Genomic DNA, 26,873 nt, shown 5'->3' on the forward strand with positions numbered 1-26,873 from the left:
AACAAAACTCATGCAGCAATCAGAAATACTTTCTCTCGCAGAACGACTAATTCCGGCTTATCACGCCGAAGATTTCGACTTTGTTCTCAAACAAATCACTGAAGGCGAAACGCCATCAGCCAAACTGCTCGTTAAAATGGAGCTCAATAGACTAATGGCACCTTGCCATAAGCGTATTGATCTTCGTGGGCGCGTGTCTTCACATTGCCATGAATATCAGTTTGATGGGCTTACCCACTGGTTCGATGACCGAGCGTTCGATATGTATCACAAACTGACTCGTAAGTTTGGTGGTTACACTGAAGGCGTCTGGGAGGCACTCGTCAACAAACAAACCATTAGTACGATTGGCAACGAACAAAAGTTAAAGCATGAAGGTGAACTTACCGATCCCAATAGCCCTTACGCTGCCGAAGCGATTAATTTGGGCTACGACCTAAAGCGAAAAGAGAATCGTCTTAGACTTGAATCTCAAGTGTCTATTGAACTCGAAAATGGTGAACTGGTATATGGTTTAAGCGTTGATCTTTCAAACTCTGGCGCCAAATTTAAAGTACCTGGTACCTTTGATTATGATCTTGGTCAAATCATTAAAGTTCGATTCGACGAATTGGCCAAAGGCAGCAATGTCAAAGACATCGAATTGCCCATTGAATACCGTGTTCTTGGCGTTGATGGTATTCACGGCGTCTCTCCCGTCAAGTATCTACGCACTTTAAGGCTCACGCGCACCAATGCCGTTGAGCAGGTAGTGGAAAGAACGTTAAACACAGAATCCAAAAAAATCCGTCATGATAACCAAGACCGAATTACCCGCGCTCGTACACGAGGCTACGAGCACACGTACCTAAAACATGCGTGCAATCTACCGCTATTTTTTAGCGGTAACGAACTAAAAGTCTCCCTGCTTACCGATAATAATAAAGATATATGGAATTATTGGCACGATGAACGCCACCAGCAAGCGCTAGGCTCGTTGTTTTCACCTGAGCGAATGGAGCTTTTGATCAAAACCGGGATCAAAGGCTGTAGCAACGTTCTTTATACCTTTACCCATGATCATAATGGCATGAAATTGTTTTATTCCATGATGATGCCTGAAGCCAGTCGGGAAGAGCGGCAACTTTTTTGGCATGTTGGCGCCAAGCGAGCAAGCTGGAAAGCGTTTCGTCTATCCGTTTTTGAATTATCGGAAACCGATGTTGTTGCCATTTCTAAACACTACAGTGCGTTGGTGGATAAACCAGAGGAGCTGACCCACTTTGGCATCTTGCAGGAGATCAGCGATCAAACATCGGCAAGTGATTATTTATTTACTGAAAAACCGCGCATTGCCGCTAGTGGTTTAAACCGCTTCCGACATCCTAGAAAGATCATCGGTCAACCACGTGGGCTCTATTTTGATGCTGAGACAAGACGTAGGGAACCACGCTATGAATTTCGAACGCCCGTTGCCATTACCAACCAAAATGGCGAAAGCATCGAAGGCATAACATTAGACCTATCAAAACGTGGGGCCAGCATCCAGTTAATCAGTCCCACACCAATCAGCACAGGCATGATGGTTACTGTTGCATTTAAAGAGCTGCAACTTTACAACAAGAACTTACCGCTCAATCAAGTTCCCTACACTGTTGTAAGAATGTCTGAAGATAAAAAAACCGCTTTTCTTGCTATTTCCGAGTCAGGAAAAACCATCAAGATCATTGCGTTTTTTAACGGCATGATTGAAAACAATCGTGACAAACTTCTTATCAAAAATGAGGTTTTACCAAGTCCTGAGTTACTTGAGTCTTTGCATAATGTGTTGTTAGGTAAGATGGTCAGTACACCGGTATACATAGACAAACGAGGCACTTCGGTTAAGAGCCGAGTCGTCGGTGTCAATTTCCCACTACCTGGTTATCTGCAATTTTTCGAGCGAATTAGTCATCAACAAAACCTTGCACTCGAACCGATATTCAAAGGGCGCAGTAATAGCATGATTGCCGAACCAATGAAACGCAGACCCGGTTCTAAAATCGTTTATCATGAGTTGTATATTGGGGTATTAAAACTCGGCGACCGAATTCAGTCGGTCCATACACGACTTCGTGAAGACTTTGACTCAACACAAAAGCGGATAAGGTTCATTAAAGACGCCTTAACAATGGGTGAATTGTACATACTGAGAGTCTCTTCTGGCCCTGTTTTCGACGCACTGACCACATTGATGAAAAAAGACATCAACGAGCTATTAACCCTTAGCCTAAGTCACGCGAGAAATTTAGAAAATGAGATGACGGCAATTTGTGGCTACTGTGAGATCATTGATATTACTGAAGAGGTGCTCATTCGCTTGGAGCTGAATTACTGAGCGGCCTAATCTAACCCTAACCTTCTCTTTACTAAAAAGGGGGATTGCCGACTAGCAATCCCCCTTTTTTCAGATATCTGCCCCGCATTGCCTAACTCAATAAATCAAGTTCACGAATGAGGTATTACCAATTCACTCTTTTTTGCTTGGCAAGTAACCCTGACAATATGCAGACCACGCCACCGAGTCCGGCAAACTTAATGGCCACTTGCGCTTTTTCTTCGACTTTAGGTTTTGCATGGTAAGCAATACCCAACCCAGCCGCATGCATCATCACTAAGTCATTCGCACCATCACCAACGGCAATCGTGTTGTGTGGTTCAATATCATACTCTTCCGCTAGCGACTGCAAAATATCGGCTTTCATTTCGGCATCTACCACTTCACCAATCACGGCGCCAGTCAGTTTGCCATCGACAATTTCCAGCGTATTAGATTGAGCATAATCAAGCGATAACTCTTGCTTTAAGTAATCTGAAAAGTAGGTAAACCCACCTGATGCAATCGCTGTTTTCCAACCACGAGACTGCAGCGTTTTAATCATTTCCCTTAGCTCTGGCATCATAGGTAACTCGGCACGAACAACGCTAAGTATTGACTCATCGGCACCTTTCAATGCCCCGACTCGCTGACGTAAGCTTTGTTCAAAGTCGAGCTCGCCTTGCATCGCGCGCTCTGTCACATGTGCCACTTGCTTACCAACACCGGCCAACTTAGCGATCTCATCAATGCACTCAATTTGAATCGCTGTTGAATCCATATCAAGTACGATTACTCCCGGCTTATTAAGATCTGGCACGTCACACAATGCCGAACAATCGATCTGCAGTTCGGCCAGTATCTTCTGATGCTCAGACGTTAACGTTCCAGCCATTAACGCCACTTCATACGAACCAACTTGCCAAACTTCAAGAATACGACTCGATCGTCCAACATAAAAGTCCATGTCGTTGAACATACTGACCGAGAGGTAAGGGGCATACACAATCCAAGAGGCTTTGCTTTTTTCTAGTTGATGTGAAAATAGGGTTTCCGGAAAGCGCTCCTTTAAGGGAATACGCTTTGAAATCACTAAAGGCTTTACCGCGTCCATGTCTTATCCTTCATAAGAAAATTACTACGACGGTAACCTATTGCAATTTACTTGTGCAAGTCTCAATATAAACCAATCAGTAATTTCTTAGACCTTTTGTAAAATTATGGACGGTTCACTGTTTTCATTTCGCAACTTTTTACGCATTGTCGCGCTAGGGCTCATTGGTGCGATGGTCTTTTTTATCACCACTAATAGCTTTGTTATCAGCAAAGGTAACGAAAGAATTCAAAACAATCAGCTAGAGGTGCTAAGTAAAATATTAATTTCCCAAGCTTCGCTTTCTGCTCGACAAATGCTTATCGATCAAGACCAAGAGCGCCTAGGTGCGTTGACCAATCAATTAGCAACAGAAAGGTTGGTACTGGATGCGACGGTATACAATGCTGAAGGGGTGAAAGTAGCGGCCAGTACCGATGCAAAATCAGCCAGAGAGGTACTCGGACTCGATACACCACTCGCGACCGCCAGTATCGGGCGCCAGCAACTTATCGAGCCGATCATCAATGACAATAGCATTATCGGTTTTGTACGTATTACGTTTGAAACTGGAAAAGTGACCGCCATTTCAGATCATCACTACCGAAAAAGTGATCGCTACATGTACATGATGATACTGATGAGCTTTATTTCTGGTGTCTTGTTACTCGTGATTCTGCGTCGTCCGAACAAGAATAAAGGTGAGAATTTGCTGTTAAAGCAATCTTAAAATAACACCATAAAAAAACCTCGCCACAGCGAGGTTTTTTTATGACTAGTCACGATTAATCTTCGTCGCCCAGTAGCACGGAGTCTAACGCAATCTCCATCATTTCATTAAACGTTGTTGCACGTTCATCTGATGTCGTTTGTTCACCGGTTTTAATATGGTCAGAGACCGTACAGATTGCCAGTGCTTTAGCGCCATACTCTGCCGCAACACCGTAAATACCAGCAGCTTCCATTTCAACGCCAACGATGCCATATTTATCCATTACATCAAACATGTCTGGATCCGGGGTATAAAACAGTTCAGCCGAAAATAAGTTGCCGACCTTAACGTTAATACCGCGAGCTTTTGCCGCTTCTTCTGCGTTTCTGACCATTTGGTAGTCAGCAATAGCCGCAAAGTCATGGTCTTTAAAACGAATTCGATTCACTTTCGAATCCGTACATGCGCCCATGCCAATCACGACATCACGAACTTTAATGTCTTCGTTTACCGCACCACAACTGCCTACTCGAATAATCTTTTTAACACCGAAATCTTTAATCAGTTCCGTGACATAAATAGAACATGATGGGATACCCATACCATGCCCCATTACAGAGATTCGGCGACCTTTGTATGTACCTGTGTAGCCATACATACTGCGTACATCACAAACCTGCACCGCGTCATCCAAAAACGTGTCTGCTATGTACTTTGCACGAAGGGGATCCCCCGGCATCAATACGACGTCAGCAAAATCACCCATTTCTGCATTAATGTGAGGAGTGGCCATTGTGTTTTCCTTATTGATTAACAGCGGTCATTGGTCGTTGATTAGATTTAACAAGCTAAGCTAACTCACTACCTAAACCACTAAATTTATTATAAATTAAAGCGCTAATATGTTTATATACTAGGAACTAGGAACTAGGAACTAGGAACTAGGAACTTAATCCTAGCCCTTCAAAACTGTCCTACAAAAAGCGTTTACCGTAGTCCATTGGAGACGTACCAAAATAGCTAGCTAAGCTTTGACCAATATCAGCGAAGCTGTCACGAAGTCCTAATGAGCCTGCCGGTATTTTGTGACCGTAAACAATCACTGGGATGTGCTCACGCGTGTGGTCGGTCCCCGGCCAGGTTGGATCACAGCCGTGGTCTGCGGTAAGAATCAACACATCGTCTTCTTCCATCAGCTCAATCACTTCATCGATACGAGAATCAAAATACTCTAATGCTGCTGCGTAACCTGCGACGTCACGGCGGTGACCGTACGCCGAATCAAAATCAACAAAGTTAGTGAAGACAATCGTGTTATCGCCAGCAACTTTAATTTGCTCTTTGGTTGCTTCAAACAGCGCTGGGATACCTGTCGCTTTGACTTTTTTAGTGATACCGCAGTTTGCGTAGATATCGGCAATTTTACCGATAGAAACAACCTGACCTTGTTTCTCTTCCACTAATTTAGTCAGTACCGTTGGCGCTGGCGGCTCTACAGAAAGATCTCGGCGGTTACCTGTACGCTCAAACTGACCTTTGCCTGGGCCAATAAATGGGCGCGCGATAACACGGCCAATGTTGTAGTCTTCTAGCTCTTCACGGGCAATCTGGCAAAGCGCTAACAAACGGTCAAGGCCGAACGTTTCTTCGTGACAAGCAATCTGGAATACTGAGTCCGCCGATGTGTAAAATATTGGCAGTCCTGTTTTCATATGCTCTTCACCAAGGTCATCAAGTACTTGGGTCCCTGATGCGTGGCAGTTTCCTAGGAAACCGTCCAATTCCGCACGTTTAAGAATACGGTCAGTCAGCTCTTTCGGGAACGCGTTCTCTTTATCCGTGAAATAGCCCCACTCAAACAAGACCGGTACACCAGCAATTTCCCAGTGACCCGATGGCGTGTCTTTACCAGATGAAAGCTCCGCGGCGTGCCCATAAGCACCGATGACTTCTATGTCATCATGCATGCCTTGAGCTAGTGCACCGGTTGATTCTTTATGTGCCATAGCTAAACCCAGCTTTGAAAGGTTTGGCAGCGTCAACGCGCCACTACGCTGATCATTATCAGCGAAGCCTTTCGCACAATGCTCAGCAATGTGCCCCATGGTATCAGAGCCCACATCGCCAAACTTTTCAGCGTCGCCTGCCTCACCAATACCAAATGAATCTAATACTAAAATAAATGCTCGTTTCATAATCTCTCTCCCACCCTATGCCAAGTCTTCCGCACGAATATGGCGGTACACGCATGGGGTTTCTGTATAGGGTTGTTCACCGACAGTTACCGCCGCTTTTAGCGCATTTGCCGCCTCTTGCCATTGCGCTTCATTGCGCGCATGGATAACGGCTAACGGTTTTTCTTGACTCGCCGTTTCACCCAGTCTGATAAATTGGTCGAAGCCTACCGCGTAATCAATGTTGTCCGTCGCAACACGACGACCACCGCCCATCCCTACTACCGCCATACCAATGGCACGAGTATCCATCGCAGAGACTGTGCCTGCAATATCGGCATAAACAGGCTTAATAATGTCGGCTTTATCTAGGTAGTTATCGTAGTTTTCAACGAAATCTGTTGGGCCACCTAAACCTGATACCATCGTGCCAAAGCACTGGGCCGCTTTTCCATTGTTCAAGACGTCATTTAGCATCATGTTTGCTTGCTCAGTATCGCTAGCAAGCTTAGCCAACACTAACATTTCACTACACAGTGCCATCGTCACTTCGTACAATCGTGGATTACGGTATTCGCCCGTTAAGAACTGTACCGCTTCACGTACTTCTACGGCATTACCAGCAGACGATGCCAGAACTTGGTTCATATCAGTAAGAATAGCAGTTGTCTTTGTACCCGCGCCGTTTGCCACCGCGACGATGGAGTTGGCTAACTCTTCAGATGCTTCATAAGTGGGCATAAACGCCCCAGAACCGACCTTGACATCCATCACTAACGACTCAAGGCCAGCCGCCAGTTTCTTGGATAAAATCGATGCTGTAATCAAAGAGATATTGTCAACGGTTGCCGTGATATCACGCGTGGCATAGACACGTTTATCAGCCGGCGCTAAGTCACCTGTTTGGCCGATAATTGCAACGCCTGCGTCCTTCGTCACTTCACCAAAGACTTCGTTTGTCGGGGTAATATCATAGCCAGGGATAGACTCTAGTTTATCAAGCGTGCCCCCTGTATGACCCAAACCGCGCCCAGAGATCATTGGAACGAATCCGCCGCAAGCTGCGATCATAGGGCCAAGCATTAACGAGGTCACATCACCAACACCGCCGGTCGAGTGTTTATCAACAATAGGACCACCAAAATTCATATGGCCCCAATCGATAACCATGCCAGAGTCACGCATGGCGCAAGTCAGCGCAATACGTTCTGGCATAGTCATTTCATTAAAAAATATCGTCATTGCGAAAGCCGCAATTTGACCTTCAGATACTGTGTCGTTAGCGACACCTTGGATGAAGAAGTTAATTTCTTCTGCGCTCAGCACGTGGCCATCGCGTTTTTTACGAATAATTTCTTGTGGTAAATACATTAGTACCTCCCCAGTCTAAGCTTGGGTTATAGGGTATAGAGGGAATGGTGGTGACAAGGGTTCGTCACCACCTAAAGCGTTAGATTAATATGCAGATGGATCTGCAGTTTCGTCCGTTACTTCTAATGTATTTAGGAGGTTGGTCAGCAGGCTTGAAGCACCAAAGCGATAGTGCATGTTATCTGCCCAATCTGCGCCTAGGATATCATCTGCCATTGCAAGGTATGCCGCTGCATCTTCAGCCGTACGAACGCCACCAGCAGGCTTAAAGCCAACTGTTTTTGCTACGCCCATATCGCGAATCACTTCTAGCATCATGCGAGCGTACTCTGGCGTTGCATTAACCGGCACTTTACCTGTTGAAGTTTTGATGAAGTCAGCACCAGCATTGATACAAATTTCTGACGCTTTCTTGATGAGAGCTTCTTCTTTTAGTTCACCCGTTTCAATGATGACTTTTAGAAGAATGTCACCACACGCCGCTTTACACTGTTTCACAAGTTCAAAGCCAACGTCTTCGTTGCCAGCCATAAGAGCGCGGTATGGGAATACGACGTCAACTTCGTCCGCACCATAGGCAACCGCCGCTTTCGTTTCAGCAACTGCGATAGCAATATCATCATTACCGTGTGGGAAGTTAGTCACAGTAGCAATACGAACATCCGGCGTACCTTGTTCACGAAGTGTTTTCTTCGCAATTGGTACAAAACGTGGATAAATACACACTGCTGCCGTATTACCCACAGACGTTTTCGCGTCATGACACAACGAGATCACTTTTGCATCCGTGTCATCTTCGTTAAGTGTTGTAAGATCCATCAGTTTAAGTGCACGTAACGCTGCTGATTTTAAATCGCTCATTTCTATCTCCGGTCAATATATTCAATTAATTACCTGACACACTGTCAGCAATAAATGAACGGACTTGGTTCCTTGAAGACTCGACGCTTCGCGCCAATCGCTTTCCATGTCGCCGCACAGTACCAATTCGTATTTGTCCAACCAATTTATTTAAGGTGGAGAACCAGTTCTGGGCTAAGTAAATCACCATCAAACATGGTTATCTACTGAGTAGCCTATACAGTATAGAACTCTTCCTCAAAACGGTAGTCACGAATAATACGCAAACGGTTTGTATCTCAAAAAAAACCGTCGTTGTTCCCTTCATGCCATACATGGTAGGGATTTGGGGGTTTCTTGCCCCAAAAAAACAAAAAAGCCCCGCAGCAATTTCTTGCTACGGGGCGATTTATTGTGGCGTCTATATACTAATAACCTTCGGCTAACAGTTACATTGCCGCAAGGCTAAGACAGAAGCCTGCAATCGTTGCTGCCATCAAGTTAGATAGTGTACCAGCAATCACTGCCTTCACACCCATGCGAGCGATATCACCGCGACGCTTAGGCGCTAAACTACCTAGACCACCCAGTAGAATCGCGATAGAAGATAAGTTCGCAAAACCACAAAGTGCAAATGAGATGATTGCTTTCGTCTTATCAGAAAGAACCACTGGCGCCGCTTCCGTTAGGTAAGGGGCAAAGTTTGCAAAGGCAACGAATTCGTTCGCAACGGTTTTCATACCGATGAACTCACCAGCAACAATCGCTTCTTCCCATGGCACACCGATAAGGAATGCAAGAGGAGCAAATACCCAACCTAGTAGCAATTCAAGGCGAAGTTCAGGCATACCGAACCAACCACCAACGCCACCAAGCATACCGTTCACAAGAGCGATCAGGCCGATGAATGCGATAAGCATTGCACCAACGTTAAGTGCTAGCTGAAGACCCGCTGAAGCGCCACCTGCAGCTGCATCGATAACGTTCGCTGGTTTGTCATCACCTTCTGCTTCCATGTCGTGAAGCTGATCGATTGGCTCGTCAGTTTCAGGTTTCATGATTTTAGCAAACAGTAGACCACCAGGTGCTGCCATAAATGACGCAGCTACCAAGTATTCAATTGGCACGCCCATAGAAGCGTAACCTGCAAGAACACCACCAGCAATAGAAGCTAAGCCACCACACATAACTGCGAATAGCTCAGATTGAGTCATTTTTGGTACAAAAGGACGAACAACAAGAGGGGCTTCAGTTTGACCAACGAAGATGTTTGCTGCTGCTGACATAGATTCTGCACGAGATGTGCCTAGTGCTTTTTGTAAGCCACCACCAAGAATCTTGATAACCCACTGCATAACACCTAGGTAATACAGCACTGAAACTAGCGCAGAGAAAAAGATAAGTGTTGGTAGTACACGGAATGCGAAAATGAAACCACCGCCACCAAATACTTCAAACATTTTGTCTGAGACTAGACCACCAAATAGGAACGATGAACCATCATTACCGTAGTTGATGACGTTAGAAATAGCGTCAGAGAATCCGCGTAGCACTTCTTGTCCCCAAGGAACGTAAAGTACGAATGCACCGAGTAAAAATTGAATAGCGAATGCGCCACCCACTGTTCTGATATTAATAGCTTTGCGGTTATCTGATAATAATACTGCGATTCCGATCAGTACTACCATTCCAACCAGGCTCATAAACAGGCTCATAGTTTATGACTTCCTTATATAATTATTTGGCGTGTAATAAAAGTTGAAGCTCAAAAGCGGGGGCGATTATACAAACCCTCAGAAAAGAAAGTAGTACCCCCTTCACACTTTCGACCTCAACACATAAGACGTACATGTAATTTTGAGATACTGATCACAATAAGGCACTGTAACAAAGTTCAATTTAACAATTATACGTAACTTTTATCACAAATAAAAAACAGCGATTTGCTATTATTTAGGAGTTGTGACGTAACCGTTTGCGCACTTTCACTTCGCAGCATGATAAGTGTTGATAGGGTCAACTTTAGCATTTCTGGTTTATTAATAGTGCCCTGATAACCACTTAATGGCATATCTGGCGCGTCAGTTTCGATTAATAAATAATCAAGTGGGAGTTTTGAAATGGTGTCACGAGTCTTCTTAGCGCGTTCATAAGAAATAACGCCCCCGACACCGATATAAATACCTAATTTTATATAGTCCATCGCTTGCTGGTAACTGCCACTAAAGCCGTGGATCACCCCACCATATATCGGTGTGTGTTTTTTGAGTACCGCTATCATATCTTGGTGAGCTTTTCGGCAGTGCAAAATAATCGGTAGCTTGGCTTTATTCGCCAGTAAAATATGCTCCCGTAAGATCTGTCTTTGCTGCAGCTTCGTTGGTTCAGCGTCACCGTCTTGACCTAGGTGATAGAAATCCAACCCGCATTCGCCAATCGCCACGCATTTATTAGACAAACTTTGTGCTTGAGTGAGCCTCTGTGTTAATCGTTCAACACTGACAGTGGATACACCTGTTAAAAATAAAGGATGGAAACCAAGAGCATAGTAAATATCGGAATGTTGCTGTGCAAGCTGTGCTATTTCAGTCCAGTTTTCTTCATTGATCCCAGGGACGATCATACCCTCTACTCCTGCACGTCTCGCATCCTTCAGCACGGTAGAAAGATCGGTTTTAGCTGCAATGAGGTCTAAATGACAGTGAGTATCAATCATCGTTAATGGGATCTTTTTTATAGGGTGTGCAGCTACGTTTATTTTCCGGTGTTAGCCCCATGGACAGACACCAACTGTCGTATTTTTTTAACCAAATACGTACCCATTTAAGCATGAGTAAACCTCTCTTTATAACGGTATAAATTCACAGAAGAGTCGGTATAAAAATACCCACGCCCAAATGTAATCGATTGCAATTCAATCTACTAGACCCCTTGATATGTAAAGGATAGCCAATAGTTAGAGTTTTATCACTAAGATGTGATTCAACACTCATTGCTGTGATAGAAGCGGTTTTTTTTCAACCAAGCAAACGATAAAATGTTTCACACTGTTTGTAAATTAAACAAAGCATGAGGCTACGTTATTTACAAACGTTTAATTTCCAGCCTCTAACCACAGCGTTAGCTGGGACTATTGATTCGTCAATGGTCCCCCCACTATCTGACACCACAAGGGAACTGAACGTGAAAAAAACTATTCTAAAACTCTCCGCACTTGCAGTGGCGGTCTCGTCTTTTAGCGTATTCGCAGCCAAACCAGCCGTTGTTTATGATACTGCCGGTAAATTCGACAAATCGTTTAATGAAGCGGTTTTTCAAAACGGTGTGAAACCTTTCAATGCCGATAAAGGCATTAAAGTCCGTGAATTCGAACCTCAAAATGAAGCACAACGCGAACAAGGCCTACGCCGTCTTGCTAGCCGCGGCTTCACACCAATCGTTGCGGTAGGTTTCAATATGGCTTCTGCTGTTGAGAAAGTCGCAACAGAGTTCCCTGATATTCAGTTTACTATCATCGATATGGTCGTCGACAAGCCAAATGTCCAATCCATTGTGTTCAAAGAGCATGAGGGTTCTTTCCTTGTCGGTGCACTTGCCGCGAAAGCCTCTAAAACAGCCAAAGTCGGGTTTGTGGGCGGAATGGACATTCCACTGATTCGTAAATTTGAGTGTGGTTATCGCCAAGGCGCACAATACGCCAACCCTAAGATCGAAACGTTCCAAAACATGACTGGCTCAACTCCAGCTGCATTCGCAGATCCTGCGAAAGGATCCGAGCTTGCTAAATCTCAATTCTCTAAAGGTGTTGATGTTATCTATGCTGCAGCTGGCGGCACGGGTATGGGGGTTTATCAAGCAGCAAAAGACGGCGGTAAATTTGCTATTGGTGTGGACTCTAACCAAAACCACTTACAACCAGGCACTATGCTGACGTCAATGGTGAAAAAGGTTGGGGTTGCTGCCTATAACTCATGGGACGAAGCAGAGAAAGGGTCGTGGGAATCTGGAATCAAAGTCCTCGGTCTCAAAGAAGGGGCTGTTGAGTGGGCATACGATGATAACAACAAAGATCTCATTACTCCGGAAATGAAAACGTATCTCGATGGGCTACAAGCGCAAATCATTGCTGGTGATATCAAAGTCCACGATTACATGTCAGACAATACTTGTAATTACTAGGCACCGCCATCAAGCGACATGCACGACTCGGCTTTCGGCCTAGCTGCAATATTACGCCACTGCCTCAAACACAGTGGCGTATCACACACCCTACACCCCGAAGTATAACCATCTTCAATAACGACAATAAAAAATATAACGACCTATAAAAATTAAAGCGATATTTAGGTAACTAGCAGGGAATCATTAGCGGGCAGCATTGACGTCGCTAATTAAATATAAGGCAGTATCTCGTGACACAAGGACAATCTATTGCCATCGAACTCAAAGACATCAATAAACGTTTTGGCGCGGTTCATGCCAATCGTGATATTGACCTTCGAGTTCCCAAAGGCACTATTCACGGCATTATCGGTGAAAATGGCGCAGGCAAATCGACGTTAATGAGCATTATTTACGGCTTTTATCATGCCGATGAAGGTACGATGTGGGTCAATGGCCAGCCCTATAAGCCAGCCAATTCGCAAGAAGCGATCCAATCAGGGATTGGCATGGTGCATCAACACTTTATGTTGGTAGAAACCTTCTCTGTGCTCGAAAATATAGTGCTTGGCGCAGAAGATGGCTGGAAGTTAGAAGAAAGCCTAGGAAAAGCTCGTAAAAAGCTCAAAACACTGGCGAAAGACTACGGCCTTGATGTCCCACTAGACGCCATCGTTGGCGACTTGCCTGTCGGTTTACAGCAACGAGTCGAAATCCTCAAAGCCTTGTATCGTGGCGCGAAAATACTCATTCTTGATGAACCCACCGGGGTATTAACACCTCAAGAAGCGGATCATCTATTTCGCATCCTAGACAAACTGAGAGCGCAAGGCACAACCATTATGATCATCACGCACAAATTGCGTGAAGTGCTAGCAATTACCGATAATATCTCAGTGATGCGCCAAGGCACGATGGTGGAACACGTCACCACAGCAAACACTAATAAAGAACAATTAGCTGAATTTATGGTAGGGCGAAAGGTTCGCCTCAAAGTAGACAAACACACTTCAGCCCCGAAAAAACAGCTGATCACCGTGGAAAATCTGCAATTTTTCGATGATGCTGGCGTAGAGCGAGTCAAACGCGTCAGTTTTGGTGTCCGTCAGGGTGAAGTTGTGGGTATTGCGGGGGTTTCTGGAAATGGTCAGTCGGAGATCCTAGCTCTGCTATCTGGTATTTTACAGCCTCATTCAGGCTCAATACACATCAACAACAACACCATTGATCAGCTGAATCCACTTAATCCCCAACAAGTAAGGGCGATTGGCGTTGGGCATATTCCTGAAGACCGTCACAAGCAAGGGCTCATCAACAAATTTGATGCCCAAGAAGCGTATATTCTCGGCTATCACCACCTACCCCTATACAACAATGGGTTACTTCAAGATAAGCAAGCGATCAAAGCACACTGTCAAGCCAGTATGGATAAATGGGACGTCCGCCCAAACGATACAACACTGAAGACAGCCAACTTCTCTGGCGGCAACCAGCAAAAGCTGGTGATTGCTCGTGAGATGGAGCAAAACCCTGATGTGCTGCTCGTAGGACAGCCTACACGCGGCGTCGATATCGGGGCAATCGAATACATCCACCAGCAAATTATCGCGGCTCGAGATGAAGATAAGGCCGTGCTTTTAGTTTCAGTTGAGCTGGATGAAATTCTTAGCCTTGCCGACCGAATTTTGGTGGTCTTTGATGGTGCGATTGTCGGCGAAGTCTCCATTGATGATGCAGATGAGCAGACGCTAGGGTTAATGATGGCCAATATTATGCCGGAACACTTACAACAAAAAGCCGTGGCTTCCGACCAAGGACAACAAGGAGAGATGTCATGAGCCAAGCAAAAGTACCCGCTTGGGTAACCATGGCGCTATTGCCAGCCATTAATGTAATGGTCGCCTTTCTTGTTTCTGCGCTGTTGTTTATCTATATCGACATCAGTCCAATTGATGCCGCTAAAGTGATGTGGACGGGCGCTTTTGGTTATGCCGAAGGATTTGGCTACACCATGTACTACGCGACGGGGTTTATTTTTACCGGTCTCGCGGTTGCGGTGGCATTCCATGCCGGGCTTTTTAATATTGGGGGCGAAGGACAAGCCTATATTGGCGGACTCGGTGTGGGGCTTGTGTGCTTAACGCTGGGTGAATATGCGCCTTGGTATATTACCTTCCCTGTGGCTATTTTAGCGGGTGGGCTGTTTGGTGCCGCTTGGGCATTTATTCCTGCCTACCTACAAGCCAAACGCGGTTCACACATTGTTATCACCACCATCATGTTTAACTTTATCGCCGCTTCCTTCATGGCGTATTTATTGGTCGAGGTACTCAAACCAGACAATACCATGGCAACCGAAAGCCGGGTATTTGCGGTGAGCAGCTGGCTGCCAAAAATGCATGAAATATTGGCTGTGTTCGGAATCGAAATGGCACCGAGCCCAATGAATTTGAGCTTTATTTTTGCCCTGCTTTGTTGCGTCTTTGTGTGGCTATTTATGTGGCACTCTCGCTGGGGTTATGAAGTTCGCTCAGTCGGCGCTAACCCTTCAGCAGCAGGCTATGCTGGAATCAAATACAGCAAAACCATTATCATCACTATGCTGATCTCCGGCATGCTCGCCGGCTTTTTTGGCCTCAACGTACTCCAAGGCGAACTGCACCAAATAAAGCTCAACTTTGTTGAAGGCTTTGGCTTTACCGGCATTGCTGTGGCGCTAATGGGGCGAAACCATCCTATTGGTGTTTTGCTAGCTAGCTTGCTATTCGGCTTTCTCTACCAAGGCGGCGCCGAGCTGAGTTTTGAGTATGGTGTGGACCGTAACATCGTTGTGGTACTACAAGGCTTAGTGATCTTGTTCTCAGGGGCCTTAGAGCACATGTTTAGACCCTCACTAGAAAGAACCTATCTCAAACTCTTTTCTAAACCCAATATTGACGCAGAGAAGGGAGTCGCTTAATTATGTTTGAAACGATTATTCTCATGCTAGACGCCACATTACGAGTGGCAACACCGCTGATCCTTGCATCATTGGCAGGGATGTTCTGTGAACGTTCAGGGATCGTAAACATCGCTTTAGAGGGTAAGTTGCTGGCAGCCGCATTTGCGGGAGCAGCAACCGCCCATGTGACGGGTTCCGCGTGGCTAGGACTCTTCGCAGGGATTGGTATTTCTGTTTTGCTGGCCCTTCTTCACGGCTTTGCCTGTATTACCCATCGCGGCGATCAAGTGGTCAGTGGTATGGCGATCAATATTCTCGCCGCTGGGTTAACCATTACCTTGGGTCGTCACTGGTTCCAACAAGGCGGCCAAACTCCGGCATTATCTGGCGATGCTCGCTTTGCCCCCATCACCTTTCCGGGTGCTGATGCCGTTGCGGATATTCCAGTGTTGGGTCACCTTTATTCGGAACTGATTAGTGGGCATTCGATCTTAGTCTACATGGCCATATTTATCGTTCCTGCTTGTTGGTACCTACTGTTTAGAACACGCTTTGGACTTCGTCTACGCGCGGTCGGTGAATCCCCCTCTGCTGTCGATACCGCAGGCATTTCGGTGGTACGTACTCGTTACGCTGCCGTCGCTATTTGTGGTGTGTTGGTGGGGATTGGCGGTGTGTATCTCTCCGTTGCTCAAACGGCTCAGTTCATTCCTAACATGAGTGCAGGAAAGGGCTACATGGCCTTGGCGGCGCTTATCTTTGGTAAGTGGCGTCCATTTACGGCAATGGGAGCTTGTTTGTTATTTGGTTTCTTAGATGCATTAGCTATTCGTATGCAGGGCGTTAAAATTGGTGACTTCCCTATTCCGGTGCAAGCCATCGAAGCGATACCTTACATCCTCACAGTATTCCTGTTAGCTGGGTTCATTGGCAAAGCTGTCGCACCAAAAGCAATTGGCGTCCCTTATACAAAAGAGCGTGAATAAGATGACAAAAGCGCACGAATAAGACCGCACTAGCCTATAGCTATAAAAAACCAGGCATAAAAAAACCGCTCAATGAGCGGTTTTTTGTATCAACAGAATCTTTAGTGTTCGCGCGTTGCGCGGAACGTCACTTCAGGGAAACGCTCTTGCGCTAGATTCAAGTTAACCATTGTTGGCGCAACATAACTTAGGTTATCTCCACCATCGAGTGCTAAATTTTGCTGACTCTTACGCTTAAATTCTTCCAGTTTCTTCGCATCATCACACTCAACCCAACGCGCCGTTGCCACGTTGACACTTTCATAGATAGCTTCAACATTGTACTCAGCTTTCAAGCGTGCCACGACAACATCAAACTGCAGCACACCCACCGCACCAACGATAAGATCATTGTTTTGCAATGGACGGAATACTTGTACAGCGCCTTCTTCAGAAAGTTGAACTAAGCCTTTTAGCAACTGCTTTTGCTTCAGTGGATCACGTAGACGAATACGACGGAACAATTCCGGTGCAAAGTTTGGAATACCAGAGAACTTCAAATTTTCACCTTGTGTAAAGGTATCACCAATTTGAATCGTGCCGTGGTTATGTAAGCCAATGATATCGCCTGCATACGCTTTCTCTGCGCGAGAACGATCGCCCGCCATGAAGGTTACCGCATCCGAAATACTCACATTTTTGCCAGTACGAACATGGTTCATCTTCATACCTTGATTGTAAGTACCTGATACAATACGCATGAAGGCGATACGGTCACGGTGTTTCGGATCCATGTTGGCTTGGATTTTAAACACGAAGCCCGAGAATTTCTCTTCCGTCGCTTCAACATCACGCTCATTAGCTTGACGAGTTTGCGGCCCCGGAGCCCACTCAGTTAGGCCGTCTAGCATGTGGTCAACACCAAAGTTACCCAATGCCGTACCAAAGTAAACTGGCGTCAATTCACCGGCAAGGAATAGCTCTAAATCAAACTCAGGACACGCGCCAATAACAAGCTCTAGCTCTTCACGCACGCTTTCCGCTAAATCTTCACCAACCGCCACGTCAAGTTCAGGGTTATCAAGCCCCTTAATGATACGAACTTCTTGAATCTCATGACCATGTCCAGACTCATATAAAATCGTTTCATCACGGTGAATGTGGTACACACCTTTAAACTCTTTACCGCAGCCAATTGGCCATGAAATAGGAGCACAAGCCATACCCAGCTCGCTTTCCACTTCATCCAAGACTTCCATCGGATCACGAACATCACGGTCCAGTTTGTTCATGAAGGTAACGATAGGCGTATCACGCAGACGCGTGACTTCCATCAATTTACGCGTACGGTCTTCGACACCTTTCGCCGCATCAATCACCATCAAACAAGAGTCGACAGCCGTTAGCGTACGGTAAGTATCTTCCGAGAAGTCTTCGTGTCCCGGAGTATCTAAAAGGTTAACGAGGCAGTCGTTATATGGGAACTGCATCACCGACGTCGTTACCGAGATGCCACGTTCTTTTTCCATCTCCATCCAGTCAGACTTAGCGTGCTGGTTAGAGCCGCGACCTTTTACGGTACCCGCTTTTTGAATTGCGTTTCCGAACAAAAGTACTTTTTCGGTAATCGTGGTTTTACCCGCATCCGGGTGAGAAATGATCGCAAAAGTTCTGCGTTTAGAAACTTCTTGCTGAAATTGATTTGACATGAATCTCGATCTTCTAGGTTTGTAGAACAGCCCATCGCAAACCCTGCTGACAGTTCACGGCTATTCGAAGGCGTCGAAAAAATAATGGGCGCTATTTTCACCGATCTGGCAGGGTTTCTCAATGAATACTTTCTTAAAGCCGACCTTTATAAAAAAATCACGTTATTTGTGGTGCGATAGCCCTGTCTTCCCCCACAAAAAAGGGGCGGTGCTGAAAGAGTCCGTCACTTAATAGACAGGGACGGTTCGAGAACTCTCCGCTATCCCACTTCACTAAGGCGCTAAACTATCACTATTAATGCTTATCTATGACTCTTTACTATCACGGTTAACTACAATGCCCACGCGTGCCCCACGGTGATGTAATACGCCCACTCCTCCGGACCTTTTGCCACATCCACCCCGGCTCGCATATTAAGTTGTCGAGCCACTAAGTAACGAAAACCACCGCCTACAACAGACTGATAGTCCACTTCGGAAAAATTTTGCCCATCATCGAAGGCTTTTCCTGTCCCAGTAAAGCCAATTAACGACCATCTTGGCGTAATGTCATAACGTGCTTCAAGTTCCACCAACGCCATCTCATCACCTTGATAGCGCATCGCTGGGATACCTCGCATATTAATAAACGGTTTCGCATAATAAGGGGCATCATCCGTTACGGTTTGATAGTCCCCACGAAGACCAATCACAACATCATCGATGACAGGGGCAAAATAATTCGCTTGTAATCTGGATTTGCGATAATCCACGTCACCACCAAATGATTGGTCATGGAACTCGGTGCTAATTTTAGCTTTTAATCCATCGTTAGGGGTGAAAATGGAGTCTCGGCTATCGTAAGTTACTTTAAGCTCAACCGCAGCGTCTTCTAAATCAAAGTTAATAGGCGGTATTGGAATCAAGTTGTTGCCTAAATCAAAGGTGCTTTTGGAAGAGAGAAGCGAATATTTAGCCCCAACAAACCAGTCACTACCAGCGATTCTATAATCAATATCTTGCATAAAATACAAGCCATCAATATTGAAGTTAAATGGATTATCTAATACGTAATATTTCAGGTTAAAGGACCCATAAAATAACCCGCCTTGATAGCGCCAAGTATCTTCTTGCCAAGAGCCGAAGTGAAATGCCCCAGTTAACCATGAACCATTCGAAGTTCCAGCGGCTGCTACGGCGGTTACACTCGGTGGCAAACCAACAATTTCATCTGGATTTTCTTTTCTTCGCCTTTCGCGTTCTTCCGATTCATGAAAGAACATTAATGCGGCGCCCCCCCCAGTTCCGACGGCAGGGTCAGTAATGATAATCGGGACTGGCATAAAGCCCACCGCGTTATCTAATACCCAAGAACTGGCGTCGAACATACCATCTTTAGGATCAATAAATTGCTCAAAAGCCAATGCTGATGAGCTAATAATAGCGCAGCTAATAGTGGTTAATGCTCGTATAGTGGTTAATGCTCGTATTTTCACAGACACCTCCGTGTGAATGCTGATTCCCTGTCGATGCTAGTAACAATCTACTTACAAAGCTTGATGATTCATTGGTAAGCAAGCCGTTAGGGTAAAATGGGTCAGTACAACACCAACCAGAATCTCCAACTCACATTTTATTCACCAAGGTTTTACTTTTACCCAAAAAAGTTTACGCTGACAATCAATTACTCACTTTCGATAGCAGGATATAGAGCGTCTCAGCTCCTTAAGCCATAGCACTATCAAATTTGTGACGAGTCAAAACACGCAACAACAAGAAATGTTAAGCGGCGACATAAAAACCCTTACAAGCGCTTTTTTATTGAACTGCTAACATTAAATGTAGAGTAACTTAAGTCTATTAACCTTCTATCCATCAATAATTTCGTTACATTACTGAGTGCATTGCCTTACAAAACAGTGATGTCATTACTATTTTTAGGCACCTTATAGTGGCAAAATAGAACGCTCATAAAAGAAGAGAGTCGATACTGTGTCAGAACAAGCTCCACTAGATATTCGCATTGAAGAAAATCAAACCCGAGTGAAAGATCAGCTAAATCGAATTCTTTCAAGCAAGGCATTTGATCAAAGCCCTAAAATGAAAGAACTGCTGACTTTTGTCGTGGAGCAAACATTAGCGGGCAATGGTGACCGCTTGAAGCAGTTTACTATTGCGACTGAAGTGTTTGACCGTGATGCAGAATTTGATCATCAAGCCGACCCTATTGTACGTATTCAAGCGGGTCGTGTTAGACGCACACTGGAAACTTATTACCTCACAGAGGGAGTGAATGACCCTCTGTTCCTCGCCATCCCTAAAGGCCGCTACAGTCCAGTATTTACGCCGCAAACACCCCAAGCAGTAAGACAAACGGCAACTCTGGCTCAAATGGCGCGAGACAACCAAAGTACATTAAGTCCAACCATTACGGTGCTGCCTTTTTTATCATTGTCTGATGATGCTGAAAAACGTTTTTTTGCTGAAGGATTTGGGGAAGAGCTCGCCACTGAACTAGCACGTTTTGACATGCTAAAGGTCGTCTCAATGCATGCGCTAGGCGATACCAGTATCGACCCAAGAACATCAGCCGACGTAAAAGGGTTAGGTGAAGAGCTTGGTGTCTCCTTCATTACCTCAGGGACGATGCAGACCCTTGGTAATAAGCTCCGCATCTATGCCAAGCTCTATCGTACTGATAGCGGTGAGCAAGTTTGGGCGGAAAAATATACCTGCGATCTCACCACAAACGATTTATTTGAAGTACAAGACGAAATCATCGCTGAAGTCGTTGCTGAGCTTGCATCAAGTTTTGGCATTATCCACAGAGAGATTTATCAAAGCTGTAACCAAAAAAAGATCGAACACCTTTCTACCTATGAGGCAACACTTCGATATCGACATTATTTAATGACGCTTTCAGAAGATACCCACCAGCAAGCAACGCAAGCCCTGCTGAGTGCGGTTGAGCGCGAACCCTATATTGCCTTACTGCATGCCATGTTAGCTGTCCTCTATTTCGATTCGGACATGCTAGGAATGGGCAACGAGGAAAATGCCGAGGAGACTGGACTTAGCTACGCCAAGCGTGCGGTAGAACTAGAGCCGACTAATCAAGAATCACAGATAGCGATGCTGATGGCACATCAGGTTAGAGAAGATATTGACGGTATCATTAGTACTGTCGATAAAGTCTTAGCGATTAACCCTAACGCCGCCTATCAAATTGGTTTGTGTGGCTGGGCATTATGCATGGCAGGTGAATTTGAACGTGGGCTTAAGCTCATTGCTGATTCAAAAGCGCTCAACCCGTTTAGACCGCCATGGTTTTCTATTGCGACCGTAGTTCACCAAATCATGCAAGATAATTATGATGATGCAGAAAAGTCAGTGAGCAACCTTTCGCTTAGACGTTTGTTTTGGGTGCCGATGCTCAAAGCCATTATTCAAGTTCAAAAAGGTGAATTTAAACAGGCGCAAGCAAGCTATAAAGAAATGTTACAACTTCGACCGGACTTTGAAGGTAACGAAGCTCGTTACTTGGGTGCCTTTATTGCCAGCCCAGACATTAAGCAGAAGCTGTTAACGTCGCTCGCTCGGCTGTAGCACCGTTAAGTACACGATGTGTTTTCGCTAACCGCTAAGCATAAAAAAGAGAGCATCCGCTCTCTTTTTTTAATTTGCTTCAACCACTTATGACGAACGGCCACACTTAATGCTAACACTGTAAAAGTGTCACTCATTAATCGTAGAGTGCATCGTCATAGTCATCGTACTCGTCATCCAAATATTCTTCTTCGAGATACTCTTCCTCAATAACCTCTTCTTCGATGATCTCTTCTTCTAGGTACGCTTCTTCAACGTACTCTTCCGCAATGTACTCTTCCGCAATGTACTCTTCGGCGATAATCTCATCTTCAACAATAACGTCAGTCGCGACTTCGCAGGCTCCCTCATAGTATGCCCCATCAATCGCGCCACCGACCGCTCCTGCTCCGCCACCAATAACCGCTCCGGCTTTCGCACCATGAGAACCATCAACTATGCCGCCAACAACCGCGCCTGTTATCGCTCCATCAACTGCACCCACGATCGCACCCTCAGCGGTTTGATCGCAGTAATAAGCAAAACTTGGCGCGCTGAACAACGAGACGAATAATGCACACAACACGGTAATATTTATTCTTTGTTTCATTATATTCTATTCCTATTATTGGGCGAGTTGGTTATAGGCTTCAATGCTCATTCCGGCGCTAAAACCACCATCTACGCCGACGGCCTGGCCATTAACAAAGCTGCTATCTTGTGACGCGAGAAAGTGGATAACCGCAGCCACCTCTTCTGGCTGCCCTATACGACCAAGCGGTACGGCTCGTTGCTCCATTCGCAACTGAGGCTCGCCGCCTGCCGCGTGCGCTCTTGGCGTATCCACCGAGGTCGGACACACCGCATTAACACGTATTTGTTTACTGCCTAGCTCCAATGCTGCCGTTTTGGTAATCCCCAACACTGCCCATTTAGAGCCAGCAAGGGCGCCTAAATAAGGAACACCGGATGTTCCTGCGACAGAAGCAACATTTATAATGCTTGAGTTTAATGGCATGTACGGTACGGCATGTTTAATAGCAAGCGCCGTCCCCAAAGCATTCACGGAGTAATTCGCATCATACTCCGTCTTTTTTGACTCCATAATCGTGCTATAGCCGTTAGTAGAGCCTGCGCAATTCACCAAAACATCGATACGCCCAAAGTGCTCAAAGGTAATCGCCATGAGTTCACTTAACGAAATCTCATCCGTAACGTCCACATCGATATATAACGCCTCTAGAGAGTCCGCTTGAGAGGCTACTGCATCCAGTCCTGCGATAACCAAACGCCCTCCCGCAGCGTGTAATCGTTTCGCGGTTGCTTCACCAATACCAGACGTACCACCAATGATGACAATAATTTTATCTTCTAAGTGAAATGGCATTGCCATAAATACTTCCTCTCGTTAACGCATAATCGTTCAAATTGAATAGTACCTAACTCAATCGCTTAATCGCAGTTACAAACTTGGATCGATCCAGTAACAAGGTAAACAAAGAAGAGAAGAACCAAAGGAGAAAGAGAAAGAGAAAGAGAAAAAATATAAGGCTTCCTTGCCTTATTGTAACGATTAAGTGCGTTAACGATTAATTACTAACAACGTGTTGATTCATAATCACTCATCGTTCAATCGTCATAAACTCATAACGGTTAGAAGAACCAGGTCGCACCGATACGAACTTCTCGGTTGCCATCGAGGTGCTTCATACGAGATTCACCACCCGCTTTAAAGAAATGTTCAGAATACGTCAGGTTACCCCACACACTGCCATCTGATGAGAGTGGAAGTCCGCCTTCCATCATCATTTCTAATGACTGTTCATTTTGGCCAAATGCGTTTTCATAATTAGCATATTGAGGGTTAACCGTAATGTATGATCCTTTCTCTGTTAGATAGAAAGAGTTAAACCAGTTAGCTTGCCACCCATTGCCAGACTTACCGTTGTCGTACGAGTTACGCATAACCGCGACGTTAGGGTAAGAAACCCAAGATTCAAACGGGGTAATAACCTTGGCAACGGCACCGACAGCAACCGTATTGTTCGCACCTGCGTCTTTCGCTACCCAATTGTTGGCATAATCGATGTAGTCTAATGAAAAGCCAATCTCAGGTAATAACTCAAAAACCGTTGCGTGGACTTGGAAATAACGAGCGCGGACACGAGACATACCGAAGTCTGACGATTTTCCATTGTTTTTATCTGCATCAACGTTGGTTTGAAAATCCCCTTCTAACTGAGCAAGGTAGCCGATCTCTTCGGTGTAAGATCCCGCCATATTAAGTTGAAGACGAGTTAACCCATCTTTCCCCTTTGCACCAGAATCTACCTTTAGATAGGTTTGTGGACGAGTCACGTCTGCAGGATCGTTCGTTTGCTCTTCTGCTGCTTGAGCAGTAAAAGTTAAGGCACTAAGCACGCTAAGCGTTAGAACTGAACATCGCTTCATCATTTATTCCCATGATTATCAATAATTAATGGGGAGTATGAAGACTACGTAAAAAAATCGAAGTAACTCAGGGTAATGTAACCTATTAATACTGCAGGTAAGACGGGGCTGAATCGCGTTAGTATTTATATAGTTGGTACAAGTTGAATGTGGGAAGGTCAGTGAAAACAATAGCCTAGCGAGGCGAAACACCCCGCTTAGCAGATAAGCTTACTGCATACCAAACATAAAATAATAACTCATTATAATGCCGTCTTCGCGACCACCTTCTGTTGGGTAGTACGCTTTTCGACGATCGACTTCATTAAAGCCTTCATCTAAATACAGCTTCATCGCCGACTGGTTACTTTCTCTAACTTCAAGCCATGCACTTTCCGCTTCACAACTCTGACACTGGTCAAGAAAATGCGCTAATAACGCACGACCAAACCCTTTACGTTGGTGATTTGGGTCGATAGCGATATTAAGTAACGAGACTTCACCCACAATGTTTTGGGCATAAAAATAGCCGACGACCTGTCCATCAACCAGCATGACGCTATTTTGCGCGCCTCGCCCATTTATTTCTTCAATCATGGACGCTTTCCATGGATGAGAGTGAGCTTGTAACTCGATAGCAAGTACCGCTGTGACATGCTCTTTAGCAAGCGGAGCAAATTCAAAATTACGCATAAGAACGGATCTGATTCCAAAGGGCTCGTCTCTCTGCGTCATTACCATCAATACTCGATAGTAAAGGAGAGACCAATTGATTACATTGACTTGAACATTGTGCCAGTATCGGCTGATAACGCTCATTTTCGTGTTCAGCACCGGAAAACCACAACCATTTAGGCAACGAAGACGTGTCTAGATGGATCAGTTGTTCAGGGTATATATGCTGCGTGTTCGCCACCTCAAGCTTCATCGCTTTAAGGATTTTTTGGTAAAACAGCGACGTTTCATTTTCAGGCTGAATGGGGGAAATAAACAACAACTCACAGCTTTCTGGTAAATTCAGTGTTTGCTCGGGTGAGATCGCGAGTCGTTCCGGATGAGCAAGAGCCCAAGTTTGGATCCCCATCAATTGCAGCTTTACGCTATCTCTTACCATGAAGTAATACCATTATATGAAGCCACTGATGACGCACGTTAGCCTATCATCTGTGATGAAAAAGAAGAGACGAAGTTTAACAAAGCCTCCAGCGATCACCAAACGTAAATGCTGGCAGCAAACATAAATGCGCGAGCCACCAAATGGTGACTCGCGCATTTCACTCAGCGGCTTTGCTCATCTAAGTATCTAAGTATCTAAGCATCTAAGCACCTAAGCACCTAAGCATTTAAGCATCTAAGCTCGATCTCATTGATTAAACCCAATACCCGTATTTTGAACTAGCCGTCTTACCTTGATGGAAATTATAACTCGTTAAATTCTGAGCAATATTCAACCAAGCCTTTACCTGCGGGGTAAAGTGCCTTAAGCGGCTCTTCAGTTAACGAACGCGCTTGAAATGCACCTTCAGGGACTTCCCATTGACATTCTAAACCTTGCATCGCCGCAGATTGAAAACCAAACTTCCCATAGAAATTTGGGTCACCAAGCACGACACAAGCGGGATAGCCAAGTTCTGGTAACGTTTCAAAAGCTTCTTTTAACAGCGCTTTTGCAATACCTTGACCTTGATAATTCTCACTCACGGCTAATGGTGCTAACCCTTGCCAAGCATAATCTTCGCCATCTACGGTAACCGGCGTAAATAAGACATGACCGACGACTTCACCCTCATCAGTGCACGCCACCAATGATAGCGTCAACTTACTGTTCTCTCTAAGAGACATTACTAAGTTCGCTTCCGCTTCACTTTCAAAGACAGATTTTAATAACCGGTCAATAGTCAAAATATCAGACGGCGCTTCAGTTCGAATAAGCATGGGTCACCTCACTACTGTTGACGGGAGACTGTGTGCCTTTATAAACAAAATCAGCCAAATGGTTCAGTGCGCTTAACATCGCTTTAGGCAATGCATCAAGATCGACGCTATCCATCAAGTTTTTCACTTCAAGCCCTAGCTCAGTATCCCCTTCGATACTAAGTCGACGTTGGAAAAATAACGTATCAGGATCTTCTTTTCTGCCGGCAATAAGCACTAAGTCATTTAAGTTGCCACTAAAACTCACATCTTCTGCTTGTGGTGTCTCTGCGACAAACAACTTTTCATTCTCGTAGGAAATATACCAACTGAGGTTTAGATCACGAATATGAACTTTTAACCACTTTCCTTCAAGAAATTCAAAGTCACCATCTTCAAGTGATTCTTTAAAAACGGTTTTTAGTGCTTCAGACAATGCCATATTCTGAAACTTAGTTGGCAGAAAATGGACTGGAGATCGCAAAATTTGTGCTGCGTTTTTAACTAGTTGACTTCGAATCTTGTCTAACACGCGGTTTTTCCGTTAATTTATGCTTCAATTGCCACATAATACGATATTCGCACAAAAAAAATCCTGTTATGTGTCAAATATTTCTAGCTTTGGACTCTCCTCTTTTCTAACTGATAAATCGCGGTTATAGTG

At 45.1% G+C, this 26,873-nt stretch carries 23 protein-coding genes; 7 read left to right on the forward strand and 16 right to left on the reverse strand.

The genetic code is table 11. The features are described from left to right. Window positions 1-10 precede the first annotated feature (10 nt). The gene (locus tag M9196_RS01020) at window positions 11-2,356 is read left to right on the forward strand and encodes a PilZ domain-containing protein (protein WP_250615672.1); all 2,346 of its coding nucleotides are present in this window, start codon (window positions 11-13) and stop codon (window positions 2,354-2,356) included. 124 nt (window positions 2,357-2,480) lie between these two features. Here the strand turns inward: M9196_RS01020 and serB are convergent, their stop codons facing one another. Next, window positions 2,481-3,449 carry a phosphoserine phosphatase gene (serB, locus tag M9196_RS01025; RefSeq protein WP_250615673.1) on the reverse strand — a complete coding sequence of 323 codons (969 nt, stop codon included), beginning with the start codon at window positions 3,447-3,449 and terminating at the stop codon, window positions 2,481-2,483. Window positions 3,450-3,555: 106 nt separating this feature from the next. Between serB and M9196_RS01030 the strand changes: the two genes are divergently transcribed. After that, complete coding sequence (locus tag M9196_RS01030) at window positions 3,556-4,158, forward strand: YtjB family periplasmic protein (protein WP_250615674.1); 603 nt, start codon at window positions 3,556-3,558, stop codon at window positions 4,156-4,158. A gap of 55 nt (window positions 4,159-4,213) precedes the next feature. On the opposite strand, the gene deoD is transcribed toward M9196_RS01030, so the two are convergent. From deoD to M9196_RS01060, 6 genes are all read right to left on the reverse strand, one after another. Next, complete coding sequence (gene deoD, locus M9196_RS01035; RefSeq protein ID WP_250615675.1) at window positions 4,214-4,933, reverse strand: purine-nucleoside phosphorylase; 720 nt, start codon at window positions 4,931-4,933, stop codon at window positions 4,214-4,216. A 181-nt stretch (window positions 4,934-5,114) separates the two neighbouring features. Beyond that, entirely contained in the window at window positions 5,115-6,335 is a 1,221-nt protein-coding gene (locus tag M9196_RS01040) for a phosphopentomutase (RefSeq protein WP_250615676.1), read from the reverse strand. 15 nt (window positions 6,336-6,350) lie between these two features. Further along, complete coding sequence (gene deoA / locus M9196_RS01045; RefSeq protein WP_250615677.1) at window positions 6,351-7,685, reverse strand: thymidine phosphorylase; 1,335 nt, start codon at window positions 7,683-7,685, stop codon at window positions 6,351-6,353. Window positions 7,686-7,769: 84 nt separating this feature from the next. Further along, window positions 7,770-8,546, reverse strand: coding sequence for a deoxyribose-phosphate aldolase (deoC, locus tag M9196_RS01050; RefSeq protein WP_250615678.1), 777 nt, complete (start codon window positions 8,544-8,546; stop codon window positions 7,770-7,772). Between the two features lie 428 nt (window positions 8,547-8,974). Then, window positions 8,975-10,240 (reverse strand): NupC/NupG family nucleoside CNT transporter, encoded by a 1,266-nt coding sequence (locus M9196_RS01055; RefSeq protein ID WP_250615679.1) that lies wholly within the window; start codon window positions 10,238-10,240, stop codon window positions 8,975-8,977. Window positions 10,241-10,431: 191 nt separating this feature from the next. Beyond that, complete coding sequence (locus tag M9196_RS01060) at window positions 10,432-11,241, reverse strand: TatD family hydrolase (protein ID WP_250615680.1); 810 nt, start codon at window positions 11,239-11,241, stop codon at window positions 10,432-10,434. Between the two features lie 467 nt (window positions 11,242-11,708). Here M9196_RS01060 and M9196_RS01065 point away from each other — a divergent pair, with 467 nt between their 5' ends. From M9196_RS01065 to M9196_RS01080, 4 genes are all read left to right on the forward strand, one after another. Continuing rightward, complete coding sequence (locus tag M9196_RS01065) at window positions 11,709-12,704, forward strand: BMP family lipoprotein (protein WP_250615681.1); 996 nt, start codon at window positions 11,709-11,711, stop codon at window positions 12,702-12,704. Window positions 12,705-12,937: 233 nt separating this feature from the next. Next, the gene (locus tag M9196_RS01070; protein ID WP_250615682.1) at window positions 12,938-14,524 is read left to right on the forward strand and encodes an ABC transporter ATP-binding protein; all 1,587 of its coding nucleotides are present in this window, start codon (window positions 12,938-12,940) and stop codon (window positions 14,522-14,524) included. Beyond that, window positions 14,521-15,645, forward strand: a complete 1,125-nt coding sequence (locus M9196_RS01075; RefSeq protein WP_250615683.1) for an ABC transporter permease — start codon at window positions 14,521-14,523, stop codon at window positions 15,643-15,645. The genes M9196_RS01070 and M9196_RS01075 overlap by 4 nt, the downstream gene beginning before the upstream one ends. A gap of 2 nt (window positions 15,646-15,647) precedes the next feature. Beyond that, window positions 15,648-16,613, forward strand: a complete 966-nt coding sequence (locus tag M9196_RS01080) for an ABC transporter permease (protein WP_250615684.1) — start codon at window positions 15,648-15,650, stop codon at window positions 16,611-16,613. A 101-nt stretch (window positions 16,614-16,714) separates the two neighbouring features. Here the strand turns inward: M9196_RS01080 and prfC are convergent, their stop codons facing one another. Beyond that, a complete protein-coding gene (gene prfC / locus M9196_RS01085; protein ID WP_250615685.1) occupies window positions 16,715-18,301 on the reverse strand; it encodes a peptide chain release factor 3 in 1,587 nt (528 codons plus the stop codon). Between the two features lie 332 nt (window positions 18,302-18,633). After that, window positions 18,634-19,776 carry a BamA/TamA family outer membrane protein gene (locus M9196_RS01090; RefSeq protein WP_250615686.1) on the reverse strand — a complete coding sequence of 381 codons (1,143 nt, stop codon included), beginning with the start codon at window positions 19,774-19,776 and terminating at the stop codon, window positions 18,634-18,636. A 496-nt stretch (window positions 19,777-20,272) separates the two neighbouring features. Between M9196_RS01090 and M9196_RS01095 the strand changes: the two genes are divergently transcribed. Next, on the forward strand, window positions 20,273-21,886 hold the full coding sequence (locus M9196_RS01095; protein ID WP_250615687.1) for a transmembrane adenylate cyclase: 1,614 nt from the start codon (window positions 20,273-20,275) through the stop codon (window positions 21,884-21,886). A gap of 136 nt (window positions 21,887-22,022) precedes the next feature. Here the strand turns inward: M9196_RS01095 and M9196_RS01100 are convergent, their stop codons facing one another. The 7 genes from M9196_RS01100 to ubiT all read right to left on the reverse strand — a co-directional run bounded on the left by M9196_RS01100 (window position 22,023) and on the right by ubiT (window position 26,741). Next, complete coding sequence (locus M9196_RS01100) at window positions 22,023-22,475, reverse strand: hypothetical protein (protein WP_250615688.1); 453 nt, start codon at window positions 22,473-22,475, stop codon at window positions 22,023-22,025. Window positions 22,476-22,490: 15 nt separating this feature from the next. Then, on the reverse strand, window positions 22,491-23,258 hold the full coding sequence (locus M9196_RS01105; protein ID WP_250615689.1) for an SDR family NAD(P)-dependent oxidoreductase: 768 nt from the start codon (window positions 23,256-23,258) through the stop codon (window positions 22,491-22,493). Window positions 23,259-23,518: 260 nt separating this feature from the next. Further along, window positions 23,519-24,319: a hypothetical protein gene (locus M9196_RS01110; RefSeq protein ID WP_250615690.1), complete on the reverse strand. Its 801-nt coding sequence runs from the start codon at window positions 24,317-24,319 to the stop codon at window positions 23,519-23,521. Window positions 24,320-24,526: 207 nt separating this feature from the next. Further along, window positions 24,527-24,988, reverse strand: coding sequence for a ribosomal protein S18-alanine N-acetyltransferase (gene rimI / locus M9196_RS01115; RefSeq protein ID WP_250615691.1), 462 nt, complete (start codon window positions 24,986-24,988; stop codon window positions 24,527-24,529). Beyond that, window positions 24,981-25,409 (reverse strand): DNA polymerase III subunit psi, encoded by a 429-nt coding sequence (locus M9196_RS01120; protein WP_250615692.1) that lies wholly within the window; start codon window positions 25,407-25,409, stop codon window positions 24,981-24,983. Before M9196_RS01120 ends, rimI begins: the two co-directional genes overlap by 8 nt. A 305-nt stretch (window positions 25,410-25,714) precedes the next feature. Beyond that, on the reverse strand, window positions 25,715-26,230 hold the full coding sequence (locus tag M9196_RS01125; RefSeq protein ID WP_250615693.1) for a GNAT family N-acetyltransferase: 516 nt from the start codon (window positions 26,228-26,230) through the stop codon (window positions 25,715-25,717). Continuing rightward, window positions 26,214-26,741 carry a ubiquinone anaerobic biosynthesis accessory factor UbiT gene (ubiT, locus tag M9196_RS01130; protein WP_250615694.1) on the reverse strand — a complete coding sequence of 176 codons (528 nt, stop codon included), beginning with the start codon at window positions 26,739-26,741 and terminating at the stop codon, window positions 26,214-26,216. Before ubiT ends, M9196_RS01125 begins: the two co-directional genes overlap by 17 nt. Between the last annotated feature and the right edge of the window lie 132 nt (window positions 26,742-26,873).

The sequence above is a fragment of the Vibrio methylphosphonaticus genome (assembly GCF_023634655.1).
Classification (GTDB): domain Bacteria; phylum Pseudomonadota; class Gammaproteobacteria; order Enterobacterales; family Vibrionaceae; genus Vibrio; species Vibrio methylphosphonaticus.

Excerpts from the sequence above, each read along its gene's own strand:
- M9196_RS01075 (WP_250615683.1), top strand. The coding sequence starts at position 14,521 with ATGAGCCAAGCAAAAGTACCCGCTTGGGTAACCATGGCGCTATTGCCA.
- M9196_RS01040 (WP_250615676.1), bottom strand. The coding sequence starts at position 6,335 with ATGAAACGAGCATTTATTTTAGTATTAGATTCATTTGGTATTGGTGAG.
- M9196_RS01020 (WP_250615672.1), top strand. The coding sequence starts at position 11 with ATGCAGCAATCAGAAATACTTTCTCTCGCAGAACGACTAATTCCGGCT.
- M9196_RS01100 (WP_250615688.1), bottom strand. The coding sequence starts at position 22,475 with ATGAAACAAAGAATAAATATTACCGTGTTGTGTGCATTATTCGTCTCG.
- M9196_RS01120 (WP_250615692.1), bottom strand. The coding sequence starts at position 25,409 with ATGGTAAGAGATAGCGTAAAGCTGCAATTGATGGGGATCCAAACTTGG.
- prfC (WP_250615685.1), bottom strand. The coding sequence starts at position 18,301 with ATGTCAAATCAATTTCAGCAAGAAGTTTCTAAACGCAGAACTTTTGCG.
- M9196_RS01060 (WP_250615680.1), bottom strand. The coding sequence starts at position 11,241 with ATGATTGATACTCACTGTCATTTAGACCTCATTGCAGCTAAAACCGAT.
- deoC (WP_250615678.1), bottom strand. The coding sequence starts at position 8,546 with ATGAGCGATTTAAAATCAGCAGCGTTACGTGCACTTAAACTGATGGAT.
- M9196_RS01055 (WP_250615679.1), bottom strand. The coding sequence starts at position 10,240 with ATGAGCCTGTTTATGAGCCTGGTTGGAATGGTAGTACTGATCGGAATC.
- rimI (WP_250615691.1), bottom strand. The coding sequence starts at position 24,988 with ATGCGTAATTTTGAATTTGCTCCGCTTGCTAAAGAGCATGTCACAGCG.
- deoD (WP_250615675.1), bottom strand. The coding sequence starts at position 4,933 with ATGGCCACTCCTCACATTAATGCAGAAATGGGTGATTTTGCTGACGTC.
- M9196_RS01080 (WP_250615684.1), top strand. The coding sequence starts at position 15,648 with ATGTTTGAAACGATTATTCTCATGCTAGACGCCACATTACGAGTGGCA.
- deoA (WP_250615677.1), bottom strand. The coding sequence starts at position 7,685 with ATGTATTTACCACAAGAAATTATTCGTAAAAAACGCGATGGCCACGTG.
- serB (WP_250615673.1), bottom strand. The coding sequence starts at position 3,449 with ATGGACGCGGTAAAGCCTTTAGTGATTTCAAAGCGTATTCCCTTAAAG.
- M9196_RS01125 (WP_250615693.1), bottom strand. The coding sequence starts at position 26,230 with ATGCTTATTCGAACTGAAGCGCCGTCTGATATTTTGACTATTGACCGG.
- M9196_RS01030 (WP_250615674.1), top strand. The coding sequence starts at position 3,556 with ATGGACGGTTCACTGTTTTCATTTCGCAACTTTTTACGCATTGTCGCG.
- M9196_RS01110 (WP_250615690.1), bottom strand. The coding sequence starts at position 24,319 with ATGATGAAGCGATGTTCAGTTCTAACGCTTAGCGTGCTTAGTGCCTTA.
- M9196_RS01105 (WP_250615689.1), bottom strand. The coding sequence starts at position 23,258 with ATGGCAATGCCATTTCACTTAGAAGATAAAATTATTGTCATCATTGGT.